Here is a 14660-nt window from a genome sequence, read left to right on the forward strand (position 1 = left end):
GTACGACCCGGCCCGGACTCAGCCGCCGATTGCGGCACGCGGCCGGGTGTCGCCGGCGACGCGGCCGGCGTTCGCGGTCGGAACCGCCAGGCACCTGACGCGGCGCGGCCGCGTCAGGTCTCACCCTTGCGGTAGATCTGGCCGTCGGCGGCCGGCATGCGCAACCGCTGGCTGGCGAAGACGAGCACGATGATGACGAGTGCGAACGGCATCGTGTTGGGGAGCCAGCTCGGTGCGGTGTCCGACGCCAGGTACCAGATGATCATGCCGACGCTGAGCGCGGCGGCCATGACGGAGTCGCGCTGGCGGCCCCTGGTCCACGTGAAGGCGGCGAAGGCGCCGAGCGCGAGGGCCACGAACAGCAGGAGCGCGTGGGTGGACTGGCCGTCCAGGTCGCGCAACGAGGTGCCGAACGGGTAGCCGAACAGCAACGCGGCGACGAGCACGCCCTGCGGTCGCCAGTTGCCGAAGATCAGCGCGGCCAGGCCGATGAAGCCGCGACCGGTGGTCTGGCCCTCCTGGAAGAAGCCGGCGAGCTCCATCGAGATGAACGCGCCGCCCATCCCGGCCAGCGCGCCGGAGATGACGACGCCGATGTACTTCTGGCGGATGATGTCGACGCCGAGTGACTCGCCGGCCTGCGGGTTCTCGCCGGCGATGCGGAGCCGGAGCCCGAAGCGGGTCTTCCAGACCACCCACGCCGTGATCGGCACGAGGACGAGCGCCATCAGAGTGAACAGGGAGAGCTCGCTCATCAGGCCGCGCAGGAAGCCGGTGATGTCGGAGACGAAGAAGATGTCCTCGTCGTCGATGTCGCCGAGGATGTCGGGCGTGCCGATGCCGAAGAAGTCTCCGCCTGCGAGCACCGGCATGTTGAACTTCTCGAGGCCGCCGACGTCGGGGGACTGGGTCGGGTTGTCGAAGACCTCCTGGCTGAGGAAGCGTGCGACCCCGGGCGCGAGGATGTTGATCGCGACCCCCGAGATGATGTGGTCGACGCCGAAGCTGACGGTGGCGATCGCGTGCAGCAGACCGCCGAACGCGCCGCCGAGCAGGCCGATGAGGACTCCGGCCCACGGGCCGTACTCGAGTGCGCCCCACGCGCCGCACCACGTACCGAGGATCATCATGCCCTCGAGCCCGATGTTGACGACGCCGGCGCGCTCGGAGTACAGACCGCCGAGGCCGGCGAGGAGGATCGGCACGCTCCAGCGGAGCATCGCCTGCGAGACGGGCACCGACGTGAGGCGGCCGGGATCGCCGCTCTCGAACGACTCGACGAGGGCCAGCATCAAGATGCCGATCGCCGCATAGATCATGTAACGGGCCCAGGCGGGCAGGGCGTTGAATCGCTCGAGCATCAGGCTTCGGCTCCTGCGATCGCGAGTGAGGCGAGTCTGACCTCTTCTCGTTCACGGATGCGGCGGACGAACTCGTACGAGATCACCGCCGCGAGCAGGATGACGCCCTGCATGATGGTGACGATCTCCTTCGACGCCGAACCGGTGATCTGCAAGATGCTCGACGAGGCGTCGAGGAACGCGAACAGCAGCGCGCCGACCGCGATGCCGACCGGGTGGTTGCGGCCGAGCAGCGCCACGGCGATCCCTGCGAAGCCGAGACCTGGCGTGAAGTTCTGGTCGAAACGGTGGTTGCGGCTCAGGATGTCGACCAGGCCGACGAGACCGGCGGCGGCCCCCGACAGCAACATCGCGAGGACGACCATGCGCTTGGGCGGCACGCCGCTCGCGCGTGCCGCGAGCGGGTTGTAGCCGCTCGCCCGCAGGTCGAAGCCGAGCCGTGACCGGCTGACGAAGAGGTGGTACGCGACCCCGGCGAGGATCGCGATCAGCAGCACGCCGCTGAGCTCGCGGCCGCGCAGGATCTCGCGGGTGAAGATCTCGACCAGCCAGTTGAGGTCGAAGATCCAGCCGGACTCCTCGATCAGCTTGGTGCCCGAGTTGGTCGACAGCTCGCCGTCGCGCCACGCGACCGTGAGCCAGGCGAGCACGCCGGCCAGCGCGATGTTGTTGAGCATGATCGTCGAGATCACCTCGTTGACCCCCCGGCTCACCTTGAGCACACCGGCGAGCCCGGCCCACAGCGAGCCGACGATCATGGCGACGACGACGATGAAGATCACGTGCAGGAAGCCGGGGAACACGATCGCACCGCCGGCCGCGGCGGCGAAGAAGGCGCCCATCTGGTACTGGCCCTCGACGCCGATGTTGAACAGGTTCATCCGGAACCCGATCGCTGCGGCGACGCCCGAGACGTAGAGCGGCGTGGCCTTGTTGAGCATGTCGATGACCGTCTCGAGCGTCGTGCCGTGCTGGACCATGTCCTTGTACGCCGTGAACGGGTTGCTCCCGGCGATCAGCAGGACGATCGACGACAGCAGGAACGCGAACAGGATCGACGTGACCGGGGCTGCGACGAGCAGCGCGAACGACCGGAATCTGGACTGCATCAGTTGACCTCCTCGGCAATGGCCGCGCCGGTCATGTACGAACCGAGGTCGCGGGGCGTGATCTCGGAGGGGTCGAGCTGGGCGACGATCTTGCCGTGGAACATCACCACGATCGTGTCCGACAGGCCGATCAACTCGTCGAGGTCGGCCGAGATCAGCAGGGTCGCAAGCCCTTCCGAACGGGCGTCGCGGATCGACTGCCACACCGCGGCCTGGGCGCCGACGTCGATGCCGCGCGTGGGGTGGGCGGCGATCAAGAGCTTGGGGTCGGTGGACATCTCGCGCCCGATGATGAACTTCTGCTGGTTGCCGCCCGAGAGTGCGTGCGCTGCCACGTCGATGTTCGGCGACTTGACGTCGTACTCGGACCGGACCAACTCGGTGTGCCGTCTCGAACCCGGCCGGTCGATCCACACACCCTTCGAGAACGGCGCCTCGGTCTGATGCCCGAGCGCAGCGTTCTCCCAGAGTGGCGAGTTGAGCAGGAGGCCCTCCTCGTGACGGTCCTGGGGGACGAGGCCGATGCCGGCCTCGCGCCGCGGTCGCACCGCCCAGTGCGTGATGTCGTCTCCCATGAGCGTGATCGAGCCGGACGCGATGGGTTCGGTGCCGATGATGGCACCGATCAGCTCGCCCTGGCCGTTGCCCTCGACGCCGGCGACGCCGACGATCTCGCCCCGGCGCACATCGAGCGACACGGCGTCGAGGACCGGGCGCTCGTTCTCGAGCACCGTCACGTCGCGGACCGAGAGAGCGATTTCGTCGGTGACGGTCGACTCGGTCGTGTCGGGCGTCGGCAGCTCACTGCCGACCATCAGCTCGGCGAGCTCGGCCGCCGTGACGTCGGCCGCGGGCATGCTGGCGACCGTGTGGCCCTGGCGGAGCACGGTGATGGTGTCGGCGATCTCGAGGACCTCGAGCAGCTTGTGGTTGATGAACAGGATCGTGGCGCCGCTCGCCTTGAGCTCGCGCAGGTTGGCGAACAGCGCCTCGACCTCTTGCGGCACGAGCACGGCGGTCGGCTCGTCGAGGATCAGGATCTTGGCGCCCCGGTAGAGCACCTTGATGATCTCGATCCGCTGGCGTTCGCCGACCTCGAGCTCTTCGACGAGGTCGTCGGGGTGGATGTCGAGGCCGTAGGCCTCGCCGACCTCGATCAGGTGCTGGCGGGCCTCGGTGAAGTCGATGCGGACCGGGTCGCGCATCGGCTCGGATCCGAGGATGACGTTCTCGAGCACCGTCAGGTTGTCGGCGAGCATGAAGTGCTGGTGGACCATGCCGATGCCCAGGTCGATCGCCTCGCTCGGTGAGTCGAACTCGACCTCGGTGCCGTTGACCAGCATGCGACCCTCGTCCGCACGCTGCATCCCGTACAGGATCTTCATCAGCGTCGACTTGCCGGCGCCGTTCTCGCCGACGATGGCGTGGATCTCGCCCTCCTCGACCTGCAGGTTGACCCGGTCGTTCGCGACGACACCCGGGAACCGCTTGGTGATGTCGATCAACTCGATCGCCAGCGCCACGTTGACCCTCCCTCCGCACATGGGCCCGAAAAGCCCGAAGCGGGACCGGACGTTAGCCCGGTCCCGCTTCGGCGGTAAAGCTGCTGACCCTTCGGCAAGGCCGAGGTCAGCGATGACGGTGTCGGATCAGGCGTCGGCGGGATCGTTGGGTACGACCACGTCGCCCGACACGATGGCAGCCTTGGCCGCCTCGAGCTGGTCGACGATGTCGTCGACGAAGCCACCCGACGTCGAGTAGCCCACGCCGTCGACGGCGAGGTCGTAGCGCACCTCACCCGGCTGGAAGTTGCCCTCGACGACCGACTTGGTCACCTCGTACACGGCCACGTCGACACGCTTGAGCATCGACGTCAGGACGAACTCCTGCACGGCCGGGTCGACCGTGTTGTACTGGTCGGAGTCGACGCCGATGCCCCAGACCTTGGTGCCGGTGGCTGCAGAGACCTCGGCGGCGGCCTGGAACATGCCCGAACCGGAGAGCCCGGCGGCGGCGTAGACGATGTCGGCGCCCTCGGAGTACATCGCGTCAGCGATCTCCTTGGCGCGGGCCGGGTCCTCGAAGCCGGCGAAGTCCGGGAACTCGGTGATGTACGCCGAGGCCACCTCGATGTCGGGATTGATCGACTTCGCGCCGGCGATGAAGCCGGCCTCGAACCGCTCGATCAGGCCGATGCCGCTGACGCCGCCGATGAACCCCACCTTGCCCGTGGTCGACTTGAGCGCCGCGGCGACGCCCACGAGGTACGAGCCTTGCTCCTCGCTGAACACGAGTCCGGCGACGTTCTCGGCGAGAGGTGAGGGCGGGTCGGTGCAGAAGTTGAGCATCGAGTCGTCGACGATCGCAAAGGGGACATCGGGGTTCTCGAGGGCAACTCCGCTCACCTCGCACTCGTCGTTGGCCGATGCCAGGTCGCTGGCGAACGAGAAGCCGACGCCGATGACGAGGCCGGCGTTCTCGGCCTGGAGCTGCAGGTCGGTGCCGCGTGCCGACGCGTCGGTCGGCGTGACCTCGTTGACGCTGATGCCGAAGTCGGCGATGGCGCGGTCGATGCCGGCGGCAGCCGAGTCGTTGAACGACTGGTCGCCGCGTCCGAGCAGGTCGAACGTCAGGCCGACGGTGAGGTCGCTCTCGACCATGTCGTCACCCTCGTCGGGGGCAGCGGTCGTGGCCGGCGTCTCGTCCTCGGCCATGTCGTCGCCCTCGTCCTCGGCCATGTCATCGCCTTCGGCCTCAGTGGTGGCGGTGGTGTCGTCGGCGGCGTCGGTCGCCTCGGTCGTGTCTTCGACGGGACCGCTCGCGTCGTCGTCATCGTCGTCGCCGCAGGCCGCCAGGACCAGCGAGACTGCGAGACCTGCTGCAAGCAGGCGCTTGCTCTTGATCATGTCTCCCCCTTCTCGGGACATTCGTGGAACATGCTGCGCAACAGCATGCTGGTGTTACGTGTTCACGTGAACACTTCTCAGGTTACCCGCTGGTCACCACGCGCGGAGAACAGCCGTGCGCGGCGGTGGCGCGTGACGACCGCCACGTCCTCCGCCGATCGCGGCAGGTGGGCGCCCTTCCGCGAGACTGGCGGCATGTCGCTGGTCATCACCGAGATTCGCGAGGGCGTCGCACGCCTCACCCTGAACAACGCCGACGAGCGCAACACGATGACCGAGCCGATGGTGCACGAGATCGTGGCGGCGATGGATGCGTTCGAGGCCGACGACTCGGTCGGGGCGGTCGTGGTCACCGGCGCCGGCTCCGCGTTCTGCGCCGGCGCCAACCTCGGGAACCTGCAGACCGCAACCCGCGAGAGCCTGGCGGTGGTCTACGAGGGCTTCCTGCGGATCGCCCGGAGCCCGCTGCCGACCTTGGCGGCCGTCAACGGGCCGGCGGTCGGCGCCGGCATGAACCTGGCGCTGGGCTGCGACGTGCGGATCGCCGCCGAGCGGGCCCGGTTCGACACCCGGTTCCTGCAGATCGGCCTGCACCCTGGGGGTGGGCACACCTGGATGCAGCGCCGCATCGTCGGGCCGCAGGCGGCGATGGCGGCGGTCGTGTTCAGCCAGGTCCTCGACGGTCCCGAGGCCGAGCGGGTCGGTCTCGCGTACCGCTGCGTGCCCGACGCCGAGCTGCTCGACGCCGCCCACGAGTTCGCACGCGGCGCCGCGACGGCGCCGCGTGAACTGGCGATCCTCACGAAGCAGACCCTGCTCGACATGGCCGACATCGACACCCACCCCGATGCCGTGACGCGGGAGTTCGATCCGCAGCTCTGGACCGTGCAGCAGCCGTGGTTCGAGGAGCGGATCGCAGCGCTCAAGGCCAAGATCTCGGGCAGATCGCGCTGAGCGGTGACGGTTCGGCCGGCGGGGGAGTGACCGAAGCGGCCGAGATCTCACGCTGCGTGGCAACGCATCGCTGCCATCACAACGTTGTCCGGAAGGTCGGGCAAAATCGCGCAGAACTGTTACCGAAGACCCTGGAAACCCGTGATGAACGGTGGCCTAATCTGTGGCCACAGGGAAGTGCTACACCGCAACCACACAGGAGGTAGCCCATGAGCCAGCGTCATCGCACTGCAGAGGTGCCGTTGCCGCCGAAACAGGAACTGCGAGCCCGAGCGCACAGCGAACGGCAGCGGATCCATGTGGAGCTCAACCAGGTCGCGCAGGACGTGAGTGCCGGGCTCGAGCCCGAGGACCTCCACGAACCAGGCACCGCCTGGAAGCCTGCCCACCACCACGACGCCGAGGTCGCCAAGACCAAGATCGCCAAGCAAGGGCGGAGCCGGCGTCACTGGAAGACCAAGATGTGGAAGCGGCGCTCGAAGATGCGCCAGGACAAGGCCGAGGCATTCCGCCTGGCCGGCGACGCCTGACCGACGCCCGCACCAACGGGTCCCGGCTGGCGGCCCCGACCACCGGTCGGACGGCCGTCAGCCGGCGATCCACGCCGCGACGAGTTCGTCCTCTCGCGCCCGCCACTCCTCGACGGTGATCGCGTACCGCACGTGGTCCTCCCACGTGCCGTTGATCTCGAGGTAGCGCTCGGCGACGCCCTCGCTCCGGAACGCCAGCTTGTCCATCACCCGCCGGCTGTTGGTGTTGCGCGGCACGATGCACACCTCGAGCCGATGCAGGTGGAGCTGCTCGAAGGCGAATTGCACGGCGACGATGACCGCCTCGGCGATGTAGGCCTGGCCGGCCTTCGCCTGGTCGATCCAGTACCCGATCGTGGCGCTCTGCAGCGCGCCCCGGGTGACGTTGTTGATGTTGACCTCGCCGGCGAGTTGCTGGTCGACGAACACGCCGAAGGGGTAGGCATGGTCGGCGGCGCGTTCACGGTCGCGCGCCGAGCAGCGGTTCTCGAACGCTGCTCGATCGCGGGTCGGGTCGGGCATCGACGGCTGGCGGATCGGCTCCCACGGGAGGAGCCACTCCTCGTTGCGCACCCTGACCTCGCGCCACGCCGAGAAGTCGTGAACCGCCAGCGGTCGCAACATGACGCGCCTGCCGTAGAGGCGCGGACTCGGCTGCCGCCGGAGCAGTGAGGCGGGGTGCCGTGCCACGGTCAGGCGACGCCGAGGCGGACGTGGTCGAGGTGGAGGCGCCGCATCAGCGCGAGCACGATGCAGCACGTCGCGACGATCGTCTCCACGTGTCGCGACGGTAGTCCCGGGTTGTGGGCCCGATCGACCGCCGGCTCGGTGGCGACGATGCGGAAGATCTCCTCGGCGTCGTCGCGGTGCAACTCGATGTCGTCGGGCACGTGATCGGCGCCGACCTCGAGCCGAGCGAGCGCGGAGATCGACGGGCCGACGAGCGACAGCGTCTCGATCGACGCCGCCTCCGGATGCTCACGGATGATGTCGTCGAGATGATCGGTGACGGTGCCGAGTGCGTTCGTCAGCGCCTCGGGCCGAGGGGGATCATCGTCGCGGAGCCACCGGTCCGTCAGGCTCTCGGGTCCCCAGGGGATGCTGGCGGTCGTCTTGAGCCCGATGCCGACCGAGGTCTCCTGCTCGGCGACGGCCACCACCATCGTTCGCTCTCGGGCGAGGGCGTCGGCGATCCAGCGCCCGACCGGATCGTTGCCGCCGGCGAGGTGCCATGCCCAGTGGGCGTGCAGGCACTTGACGCCCTGCCGGGTGCCACCGACGCCTCCGGATGGGCGTGGACCCGCGTGGTCGGCCGGGATGGCCGCGTCGCGTTCGGCGGCATAGCGATCGTGTGCTGCGGCGAGCTCGGCCGCGTCGACGGCGGCCTCGGCGGCGTCGACGCCACCTTCGGCCTCGAGCCGGCCGATGCGCCTGGTCTCCTCGGGTCCGACGAGCCAGTAGCGGGTCGGCATGGGCGTGCCGTCGCCCAACAGCGGCGCGTTGCGGAGCACCACGGGGTCGCCGTCGGGGTCGCGGACGACCACGTCGTAGTCGCCGCGCGGTTCACGCCCGAGCAGCTCGCGGACGCGATCGTCGTCGGAACGAGTCACCTGCGGCGGCGGAGCAGCAACAGCACCAGGAGCACGGCGGCGATCACGGGCCCGAGGCGCTTCAGCAGCGCCGGGCCGGCCATGTCGGCCATGTCGATCGGCTCGGCGGCCGGACCGTTGATCTTGCGGACGGTGGGCGAGGAAGTCGCAGATGCCTCCGCCGTCGGCTCGGCCGGCGCCTCGCCGGCGTCACCTGCCGTGTCGGCCTCGATCGACTCGGCCGACTGCTCGTCGAGCATCGAGTTGAGGTTGGCCGAGAACTGGTCCATCAGCTTCTTGCTGACGTCGCCCATGATGCCGCGACCGAACTGGGCGACCTTGCCGGTGATGTGGAGGTCGGCGGTGACGACGCACTTGGTGCTGGTGGGCGAGAGCGCCTCGGCCTGGGCGATGATGTCGGCCTCGGCGTTCCCGCGACCGCCGGTGTCGCGCCCCTTCGCGTGCAACGTCGCATGGTGGCTGTCGTCGTTGCGCTCGACGAACCGGGCCTCGCCCTTGAACTGCGTCGAGACCGCGCCCAGCTTCACCTTGACCCGCCCTCGGTAGATGTCGCCCTCGATCTCTTCGAGCTGCGCGCCGGGAAGGCACGGCGCGATCCGCTCGACATCACAGATGATCGGCCACGCCTCCTCGATCGGGCGGTTCACGGTGAATTCGTTGACGATCTGTTCTGCCATCTCTCGAGGTCCTCCACAGTGTCGATGTCGGCCGGCGACCCCGGGCAGGGTACCCGCTCGACCAGATCCGGTCGCATCCGAGCCACGCCCCTCGCGCCGACGTCGCCCTCGGTCGGGAGGAGCGGCCAGACCGAGCGGTGCAGCCGGACCGGGTTGCGGGGTTCGTCGTCGTACGTGGCGACCGCGATGGGCGACCGGGAGGCAGCGACCCGACGCCAGCTCTCCGCCTCGACGAACGGCTGGTCGGCCAGGCCGACCACGACGGCGTCGGCGCCGAGCTCGTTCGCCGCCCGCACCCCCGCTTGCAGCGACGTGCTCTGGCCCTCCTGCCAGTCGGGGTTGTGCACGACCCGCACGGCGGCACCGGGCAGCGGGGGCTCGGCAGCGCCTGCGACGACGACGACGGGTCCGATCCCGGCTTCGGCGGCCGTCGCAATCGCGATGGCGCCCACCGGCCGCCCGTCGATCACGGCGTGCAGCTTGTGCATGTCGGCCGCGAACCGGCTGCCCGAGCCCGCCGCCAGCACCACCGCGACGATCACCTCGGGGCGGTCGTGTGCGTCGTCCGCGCGGTCCTCGTGCACGGCCCGCAGTATGGCCGGGATCGGCCCGGCGTGCCGGCGACGAGGTGACGCACGTGTGACGGAGGGGTGAACGACAGCGATGAAATATTTCAAAATCATGTCAAGATCACTCAGTTGTTACGGACAGATGACGATAACTTCGTGATGGACGGCGAGTGTTGGGCTCGCCCGTCACGAGAAGGAAACAACCGATGCTCACCCCCCGCCGGCGCTTGCTCGCCATCATTTCGACCTCCCTCGCCCTGACCGCACTGACGCCGGTCACCGTCGCCCATGCCGGGGCGCGGACGTCCTCCGCGCTCGTCGCGGCCGATGCGACCGAGGCCATCACGGCCTTCGAACGGTGGGAGACCACCGGCAGCCCCGCCGACTTCACCCGCTACGTGCGGCTCCGAGGCCTGACGGCCGAGCACGCCGCGACCGAGCTGGCCGTCGATGCGGCCGAGATGCAGAGGGCGTGGGCGAGCACTGACCTCGAGAAGCAGCGCGCCCTCCTCGCCGCCGTGTCGCAGCTGGGGGTCGGCTACCGGTACGCCACGTCGGAGCCCGGTGTCGCCTTCGACTGCTCCGGCTTGACGCGATTCGCGTACGGCGAGGTCGGCGTCGAGCTGGCCAACATCAGCCGGGACCAGATCAGGGAGTCCACCGGTGTCGACGAGGCCGAGCTCGAAGCCGGCGACCTCGTCTACTACCCGGGCCACGTCTCGATCTTCGTCGGCGCCGGTCTCCACGTGCATGCCCCGGACTACGGACAGACCGTCGAGATCGCCCCGATGCCCGACCGCTCGTTGTCGTACGGCGACGCGTTGACGTAGCGCGTCCGACGGGAGCCCTCGCAACTGGCGGAGACGGGTTGCTGCGGCTGAGCGCGCTCATCTCGCAGGTCGACTGCGACGCGGAGTGGAGGGGAGAGAGCGTCGGAGCGGAGCGGAGATGCGAGCTCGGTCAGGCGTAGCCAGTCATCTCGCGGGAGTCAGACCGCGACCTCGAGGGCGGGGAGGCGAGGAGCGCGCCAGTTCTCTGCGAGAACTGGTTCGCCCCGCAGCTCCGGAGGGCGGCCGCTACATCAGCGGCGCCACGTGCGCAGCCCGCTACGAGTGAATCGGGCCGGAGCCGTCGCGGAGCGACGGGGCGGTGCGGCCGGTGTGCCTGGCGCTGATCTCGGCGCAGATCGAGATCGCCGTCTCCTCAGGAGTTCGCGCCCCGATGTCGAGGCCGATCGGTGACATCAACCGACCGAGATCGGTTGGGTCGCTGACACCGACGTCGGCCAGGCGCTCGAGCCGCTTGTCGTGGGTCTTCCGGCTGCCCATCACGCCGATGTACCCGGCTCGGGACGCGAGCGCCCCCTGCACCGCCGGCACGTCGAACTTCGGGTCGTGGGTCAGGATGCACACCGCGTCCCGCGGGCCGAGCTCGGCGCCGCGCTCCTCGAAGATCGGTCCCGGCCAGGTGACGCGCACCTCGTCGGCCATCGGGAAGCGGCGCGCCGTGGCGAAGATCTCGCGCGCGTCGCACACGAGCACGCGGTAGCCGAGCACCTTGGCCACCCGAGCGAGCGCGGCGGTGAAGTCGACGGCACCGAAGATCCACATCTGCGGCGGCCGCGCCCAACTCTCGACGAACACCCGCACGAGCGGCGTGTCGACGAGGTCCTCGGGAGTCGTCTCCCCGGCGGGCCCGTAGTGGCGGACACCGGATCGCCCCGCCTCGAGCTCGGCGAGAGCGTCGCGTGCCGCGACCCGGTCGAGCTCGTCGTTGCCGAGCGATCCCAGCGGGCCGACATCTTGGCGTACCAGGAGCTTGGCCCCGACGGACGGGCCCTCGATCACCGTCGCCAACGCGACCGGGGCCTCGGCGCGGATCGCCGTCGACAGCGCGTCGTAGATCTCGCTCACCAGTCGAGCTCTTCGATGAACAGCCGGATCGTGCCCCCGCAGGTGAGGCCGACGGCGAAGGCCTCGTCGTCGCTGTAGCCGAACGTGATCACGCCGGCATCGCGGTCGCCCTCGAGGATCGAGAGGGCTTCGGTGACGACGGCGCCCTCGACGCACCCGCCGCTCACGCTGCCGACGACCTCGCCGACCTCGTTGACCGCCATCGCGGCGCCCGGGTCACGCGGCCCCGACCCTTCGATGTCGACCACCCGTGCGACGGCGACGCGCTTGCCCTCGCCGCGCCACCGATCGAGATCGTCCAGCAGCTCCTTCATGGGCCCAGTCTGCCGCACCGACGCGGCCCGACCCCAGGTCGGGTGCAGTTCAGGGCGCGCTGATGACGTGCGCCAGCTCGTCGATGGCCTCGATCGAGTGGCCCTCGACGAAGGCATCGACGTGGGGGAGTGCCGCCGCCATGCCCCGGGCGAGCGGTGCGTAGCCGGGTGTGACCTTCAACGGGTTGACCCAGACCACCTTGTGCGCGACACGGTGGAGGCGCTGCATCTGCTCGCCGAGCACTTCGGGGTCACCGCGGTCCCAGCCGTCGGACAGGATGACGACGATCGCGCCGCGGGCCATGCCGCGCTGGCCCCACTCGTCGTTGAAGATGCCGAGGCCGTCGCCGAGTCGCGTGCCGCCGCCGTAGTCGGCCATGCGGTCGCCGGCGCGCCGCAGCGCCTCGTCGGGATCGCGCGAGGAGAGCTCGCGGGTGAGCCGTGTCAGCCGCGTGCCGAGGGCGAACGCCTCGACCTTCTGACGGCCGGCCACCGCGGCGTGGACGAACCGGATCAGCGCCCGCGCGTACGGTTCCATCGAACCGCTGACGTCGAGCAGCAGCACCAGCCGCCGGTTCCGTGTGCTCGGCCGCCGGAAGTGGCGGCGCACCGGTTCACCGCCGGCCCGCATCGCCTCGCGCACGGTTCGCCGCAGGTCGGGTCGGTCGGTGCGGAAGTCGGCGGCGGTGAGGCGCAACGACCGCCGTGGTGAACCGATCAGCCGCAGCCGGCCCATCAGCTGTTGCGCTTCGGCCAACTCCTCGGCGGTGTAGTCCGCGAAGTCCTTCCTCCGCAGCACCTCGGTGGCGCTGAAGCGCAGCTCGATCACCGGGTCGTCCGACGGCTCGGCCTCGGCGGGCTGATCGTCCTCGTCCGCGCTGTCGTCGTCGACCGCGAGCGTGAGGTGGATCACCTCGTCCTCCACCGTCTCGCCGGTCGCGCCCGCATCGTGATCCCAGAACACCCGGAACGCGCGGTCGTAGACCTCGTGGTCCTCGGGCTTGCGGACGAGCGTCGCCCGGCCGGCCCAGTAGGTGACGTCGCGGTCGCCGAGGCCGGTCGCGGTCAACGCCTCGCCGAACGCGATGGTCGAGCTCGTCGGCACCGCGATGCCCGCCCCGCGGAGTACCCGGCTGAACGCGACGGCGATCTCGCCGGCATCACGCGTCGCGGCCGACATGGGGGCTCAGCCCGTGCGCATGCCGCGCTCGAACGCCTGCTTGACGATGTCCGCAACACCGTGCTGCTCGACGCGCCGATGGTCCTCGCGGTACTTGAGCACCGTGCCGAGCGTCGTCGCGACGCTGTGCTCGTCCAGCCGGCTGACGCCCAGACGGCCGAGCGCGGTCGCCCAGTCGATCGTCTCGGCGACGCCCGGCGGCTTGTAGAGGTTCAGGTCGCGCATCGTCTCGACGGCCGCCGCCACCTGGCGGGCCAGGTCGTCGGAGCAGGCCGGCACGCGGAGCCGCACGATCGACACCTCGCGCTCGAAGCTCGGGTGTTCGACCCAGTGGTAGAGGCACCGTCGCTTGAGCGCGTCGTGGACATCGCGAGTGCGGTTCGAGGTCAGCACGACGATCGGTGGTGTGTCGGTGTGGTAGACGCCGAGCTCGGGCACCGTGATCTGGAAATCGGAGAGGACCTCGAGGAGGTACGCCTCGAACTCGTCGTCGGCGCGGTCGACCTCGTCGATCAGCAGCACGGGTGGTGGCCCGTCGCCGTGGCCGATCGCACGCAGCAGGGCCCGCTTGACCAGGAACCGCTCTTGGTAGAGATCGGCCTCGATCGCGTCGGACGAACGGCCCTCGGTCTCACCGGTCGCCTCGGCGGCTCGAAGATGCAGCAACTGACGGGCGTAGTCCCAGTCGTAGACGGCCTGTGCCGCGTCGATGCCCTCGTAGCACTGGAGGCGGATCAGCTCGCCGCCGGTCCACGAGGCGAGCACCTTGGCGAGCTCGGTCTTGCCCACGCCGGCTTCGCCCTCGAGCAGTAGCGGCCGCTGCAACTCGAGCGCGAGGAAGACCGCCGTGGACAGCCCGTCGTCGGGCAGGTACCCGTGCGCGGTGAGTGCCGCTGAGACGTCGGCCGGAGTCACAGGTGCGACGCTACCCGCCCCTGCGCGGTGCGGTGCCTTCGAGCGCGCCGACCCCGACCGCCCGGCCGTCGTTGCGGGGGCTGGCCATCGACGGACTGGTACTACCGTCGGTGGTCATGGATCTCGGAATTCGTGGAAGGCGAGCGGCCGTCGCGGCGGCATCGACGGGCCTGGGCTTCGCGAGCGCGAAGGCGCTGGCGGATGAGGGCGCGTCGGTCGCGATCTGCGGTCGTGACCGTTCGCGGCTCGACGCTGCCGTCGAGCGAATCGGTTCGGACGCAATCCCCGTCGTCGCCGACGTCGGGACACCCGAGGGCGCGACTCACTTCGTGGAAGCCGCGGCCGCCGAGCTCGGCGGGATCGACATCCTCGTGCCCAACGCCGGTGGACCGCCGCACGGCAACTTCGCCACCACGCCGCTCGGGTCGTACCCGCCCGCGATCGAGCTCAACCTGATGTCGGTGGTCGCGATGTGCATGGCGGCCGTGCCGGCGATGCGGGCACAGCGGTGGGGACGAGTCGTCGCGATCACGTCGGTGGCCGTCCGGCAACCGATGCCCCAGTTGATCCTGTCGAACACCGCGCGCGCCGGCGCGACCGGCTTCCTCAAGACGCTCGCCCG

At 69.7% G+C, this 14660-nt stretch carries 16 protein-coding genes; 4 read left to right on the forward strand and 12 right to left on the reverse strand.

Annotated elements, in window-relative coordinates; genetic code table 11:
- Positions 1-113: 113 nt before the first annotated feature.
- The 4 genes from QNJ12_RS03000 to QNJ12_RS03015 all read right to left on the reverse strand — a co-directional run bounded on the left by QNJ12_RS03000 (position 114) and on the right by QNJ12_RS03015 (position 5376).
- Positions 114-1361, reverse strand: a complete 1248-nt coding sequence (locus QNJ12_RS03000) for an ABC transporter permease (protein WP_300618595.1) — start codon at positions 1359-1361, stop codon at positions 114-116.
- Complete coding sequence (locus QNJ12_RS03005) at positions 1361-2470, reverse strand: ABC transporter permease (protein WP_300618597.1); 1110 nt, start codon at positions 2468-2470, stop codon at positions 1361-1363. Before QNJ12_RS03005 ends, QNJ12_RS03000 begins: the two co-directional genes overlap by 1 nt.
- Positions 2470-4014 carry an ABC transporter ATP-binding protein gene (locus QNJ12_RS03010; RefSeq protein ID WP_367281740.1) on the reverse strand — a complete coding sequence of 515 codons (1545 nt, stop codon included), beginning with the start codon at positions 4012-4014 and terminating at the stop codon, positions 2470-2472. The genes QNJ12_RS03005 and QNJ12_RS03010 overlap by 1 nt, the downstream gene beginning before the upstream one ends.
- 105 nt (positions 4015-4119) lie before the next feature.
- Positions 4120-5376 carry a BMP family ABC transporter substrate-binding protein gene (locus QNJ12_RS03015; protein ID WP_300618601.1) on the reverse strand — a complete coding sequence of 419 codons (1257 nt, stop codon included), beginning with the start codon at positions 5374-5376 and terminating at the stop codon, positions 4120-4122.
- Positions 5377-5571: 195 nt separating this feature from the next.
- Here QNJ12_RS03015 and QNJ12_RS03020 point away from each other — a divergent pair, with 195 nt between their 5' ends.
- Entirely contained in the window at positions 5572-6330 is a 759-nt protein-coding gene (locus QNJ12_RS03020; RefSeq protein WP_300618603.1) for an enoyl-CoA hydratase-related protein, read from the forward strand.
- Positions 6331-6539: 209 nt separating this feature from the next.
- The gene (locus QNJ12_RS03025) at positions 6540-6860 is read left to right on the forward strand and encodes a hypothetical protein (RefSeq protein ID WP_300618605.1); all 321 of its coding nucleotides are present in this window, start codon (positions 6540-6542) and stop codon (positions 6858-6860) included.
- A gap of 57 nt (positions 6861-6917) precedes the next feature.
- Here QNJ12_RS03025 and QNJ12_RS03030 read toward each other — a convergent pair whose 3' ends face one another.
- The 4 genes from QNJ12_RS03030 to QNJ12_RS03045 all read right to left on the reverse strand — a co-directional run bounded on the left by QNJ12_RS03030 (position 6918) and on the right by QNJ12_RS03045 (position 9731).
- Entirely contained in the window at positions 6918-7484 is a 567-nt protein-coding gene (locus QNJ12_RS03030) for a GNAT family protein (RefSeq protein WP_300618607.1), read from the reverse strand.
- A 68-nt stretch (positions 7485-7552) separates the two neighbouring features.
- Entirely contained in the window at positions 7553-8470 is a 918-nt protein-coding gene (locus QNJ12_RS03035; RefSeq protein WP_300618609.1) for a DUF501 domain-containing protein, read from the reverse strand.
- Positions 8467-9147: an SRPBCC family protein gene (locus QNJ12_RS03040; RefSeq protein WP_300618611.1), complete on the reverse strand. Its 681-nt coding sequence runs from the start codon at positions 9145-9147 to the stop codon at positions 8467-8469. The genes QNJ12_RS03035 and QNJ12_RS03040 overlap by 4 nt, the downstream gene beginning before the upstream one ends.
- Positions 9114-9731, reverse strand: a complete 618-nt coding sequence (locus tag QNJ12_RS03045) for a nucleotidyltransferase family protein (RefSeq protein ID WP_300618613.1) — start codon at positions 9729-9731, stop codon at positions 9114-9116. Before QNJ12_RS03045 ends, QNJ12_RS03040 begins: the two co-directional genes overlap by 34 nt.
- A gap of 191 nt (positions 9732-9922) precedes the next feature.
- On the opposite strand from QNJ12_RS03045, the gene QNJ12_RS03050 reads away from it, so the two are divergent.
- The gene (locus tag QNJ12_RS03050; protein WP_300618615.1) at positions 9923-10546 is read left to right on the forward strand and encodes a C40 family peptidase; all 624 of its coding nucleotides are present in this window, start codon (positions 9923-9925) and stop codon (positions 10544-10546) included.
- 276 nt (positions 10547-10822) lie between these two features.
- Here QNJ12_RS03050 and QNJ12_RS03055 read toward each other — a convergent pair whose 3' ends face one another.
- Genes QNJ12_RS03055 through QNJ12_RS03070 form a run of 4 tightly spaced genes read right to left on the reverse strand, consistent with a single transcriptional unit; the run spans position 10823 to position 14038 of the window.
- Entirely contained in the window at positions 10823-11629 is an 807-nt protein-coding gene (locus QNJ12_RS03055) for an XdhC family protein (protein ID WP_300618617.1), read from the reverse strand.
- Positions 11626-11943, reverse strand: coding sequence for an XdhC family protein (locus tag QNJ12_RS03060; RefSeq protein ID WP_300618619.1), 318 nt, complete (start codon positions 11941-11943; stop codon positions 11626-11628). The genes QNJ12_RS03055 and QNJ12_RS03060 overlap by 4 nt, the downstream gene beginning before the upstream one ends.
- A 49-nt stretch (positions 11944-11992) precedes the next feature.
- Positions 11993-13123 carry a VWA domain-containing protein gene (locus QNJ12_RS03065; RefSeq protein ID WP_300618621.1) on the reverse strand — a complete coding sequence of 377 codons (1131 nt, stop codon included), beginning with the start codon at positions 13121-13123 and terminating at the stop codon, positions 11993-11995.
- 6 nt (positions 13124-13129) lie between these two features.
- Positions 13130-14038, reverse strand: coding sequence for a MoxR family ATPase (locus QNJ12_RS03070; protein WP_300618623.1), 909 nt, complete (start codon positions 14036-14038; stop codon positions 13130-13132).
- Between the two features lie 116 nt (positions 14039-14154).
- Between QNJ12_RS03070 and QNJ12_RS03075 the strand changes: the two genes are divergently transcribed.
- On the forward strand, positions 14155-14660 hold a 506-nt coding region (locus QNJ12_RS03075), incomplete at its 3' end, for an SDR family NAD(P)-dependent oxidoreductase (protein WP_300618625.1).

It is taken from the genome of Ilumatobacter sp. (assembly GCF_030065885.1).
In the GTDB taxonomy this organism is placed as follows: domain Bacteria; phylum Actinomycetota; class Acidimicrobiia; order Acidimicrobiales; family Ilumatobacteraceae; genus Ilumatobacter.

Excerpts from the sequence above, each read along its gene's own strand:
- QNJ12_RS03030 (WP_300618607.1), bottom strand. The coding sequence starts at position 7,484 with ATGTTGCGACCGCTGGCGGTTCACGACTTCTCGGCGTGGCGCGAGGTC.
- QNJ12_RS03060 (WP_300618619.1), bottom strand. The coding sequence starts at position 11,943 with ATGAAGGAGCTGCTGGACGATCTCGATCGGTGGCGCGGCGAGGGCAAG.
- QNJ12_RS03065 (WP_300618621.1), bottom strand. The coding sequence starts at position 13,123 with ATGTCGGCCGCGACGCGTGATGCCGGCGAGATCGCCGTCGCGTTCAGC.
- QNJ12_RS03010 (WP_367281740.1), bottom strand. The coding sequence starts at position 4,014 with ATGTGCGGAGGGAGGGTCAACGTGGCGCTGGCGATCGAGTTGATCGAC.
- QNJ12_RS03025 (WP_300618605.1), top strand. The coding sequence starts at position 6,540 with ATGAGCCAGCGTCATCGCACTGCAGAGGTGCCGTTGCCGCCGAAACAG.
- QNJ12_RS03015 (WP_300618601.1), bottom strand. The coding sequence starts at position 5,376 with ATGATCAAGAGCAAGCGCCTGCTTGCAGCAGGTCTCGCAGTCTCGCTG.
- QNJ12_RS03050 (WP_300618615.1), top strand. The coding sequence starts at position 9,923 with ATGCTCACCCCCCGCCGGCGCTTGCTCGCCATCATTTCGACCTCCCTC.
- QNJ12_RS03040 (WP_300618611.1), bottom strand. The coding sequence starts at position 9,147 with ATGGCAGAACAGATCGTCAACGAATTCACCGTGAACCGCCCGATCGAG.
- QNJ12_RS03020 (WP_300618603.1), top strand. The coding sequence starts at position 5,572 with ATGTCGCTGGTCATCACCGAGATTCGCGAGGGCGTCGCACGCCTCACC.
- QNJ12_RS03000 (WP_300618595.1), bottom strand. The coding sequence starts at position 1,361 with ATGCTCGAGCGATTCAACGCCCTGCCCGCCTGGGCCCGTTACATGATC.
- QNJ12_RS03005 (WP_300618597.1), bottom strand. The coding sequence starts at position 2,470 with ATGCAGTCCAGATTCCGGTCGTTCGCGCTGCTCGTCGCAGCCCCGGTC.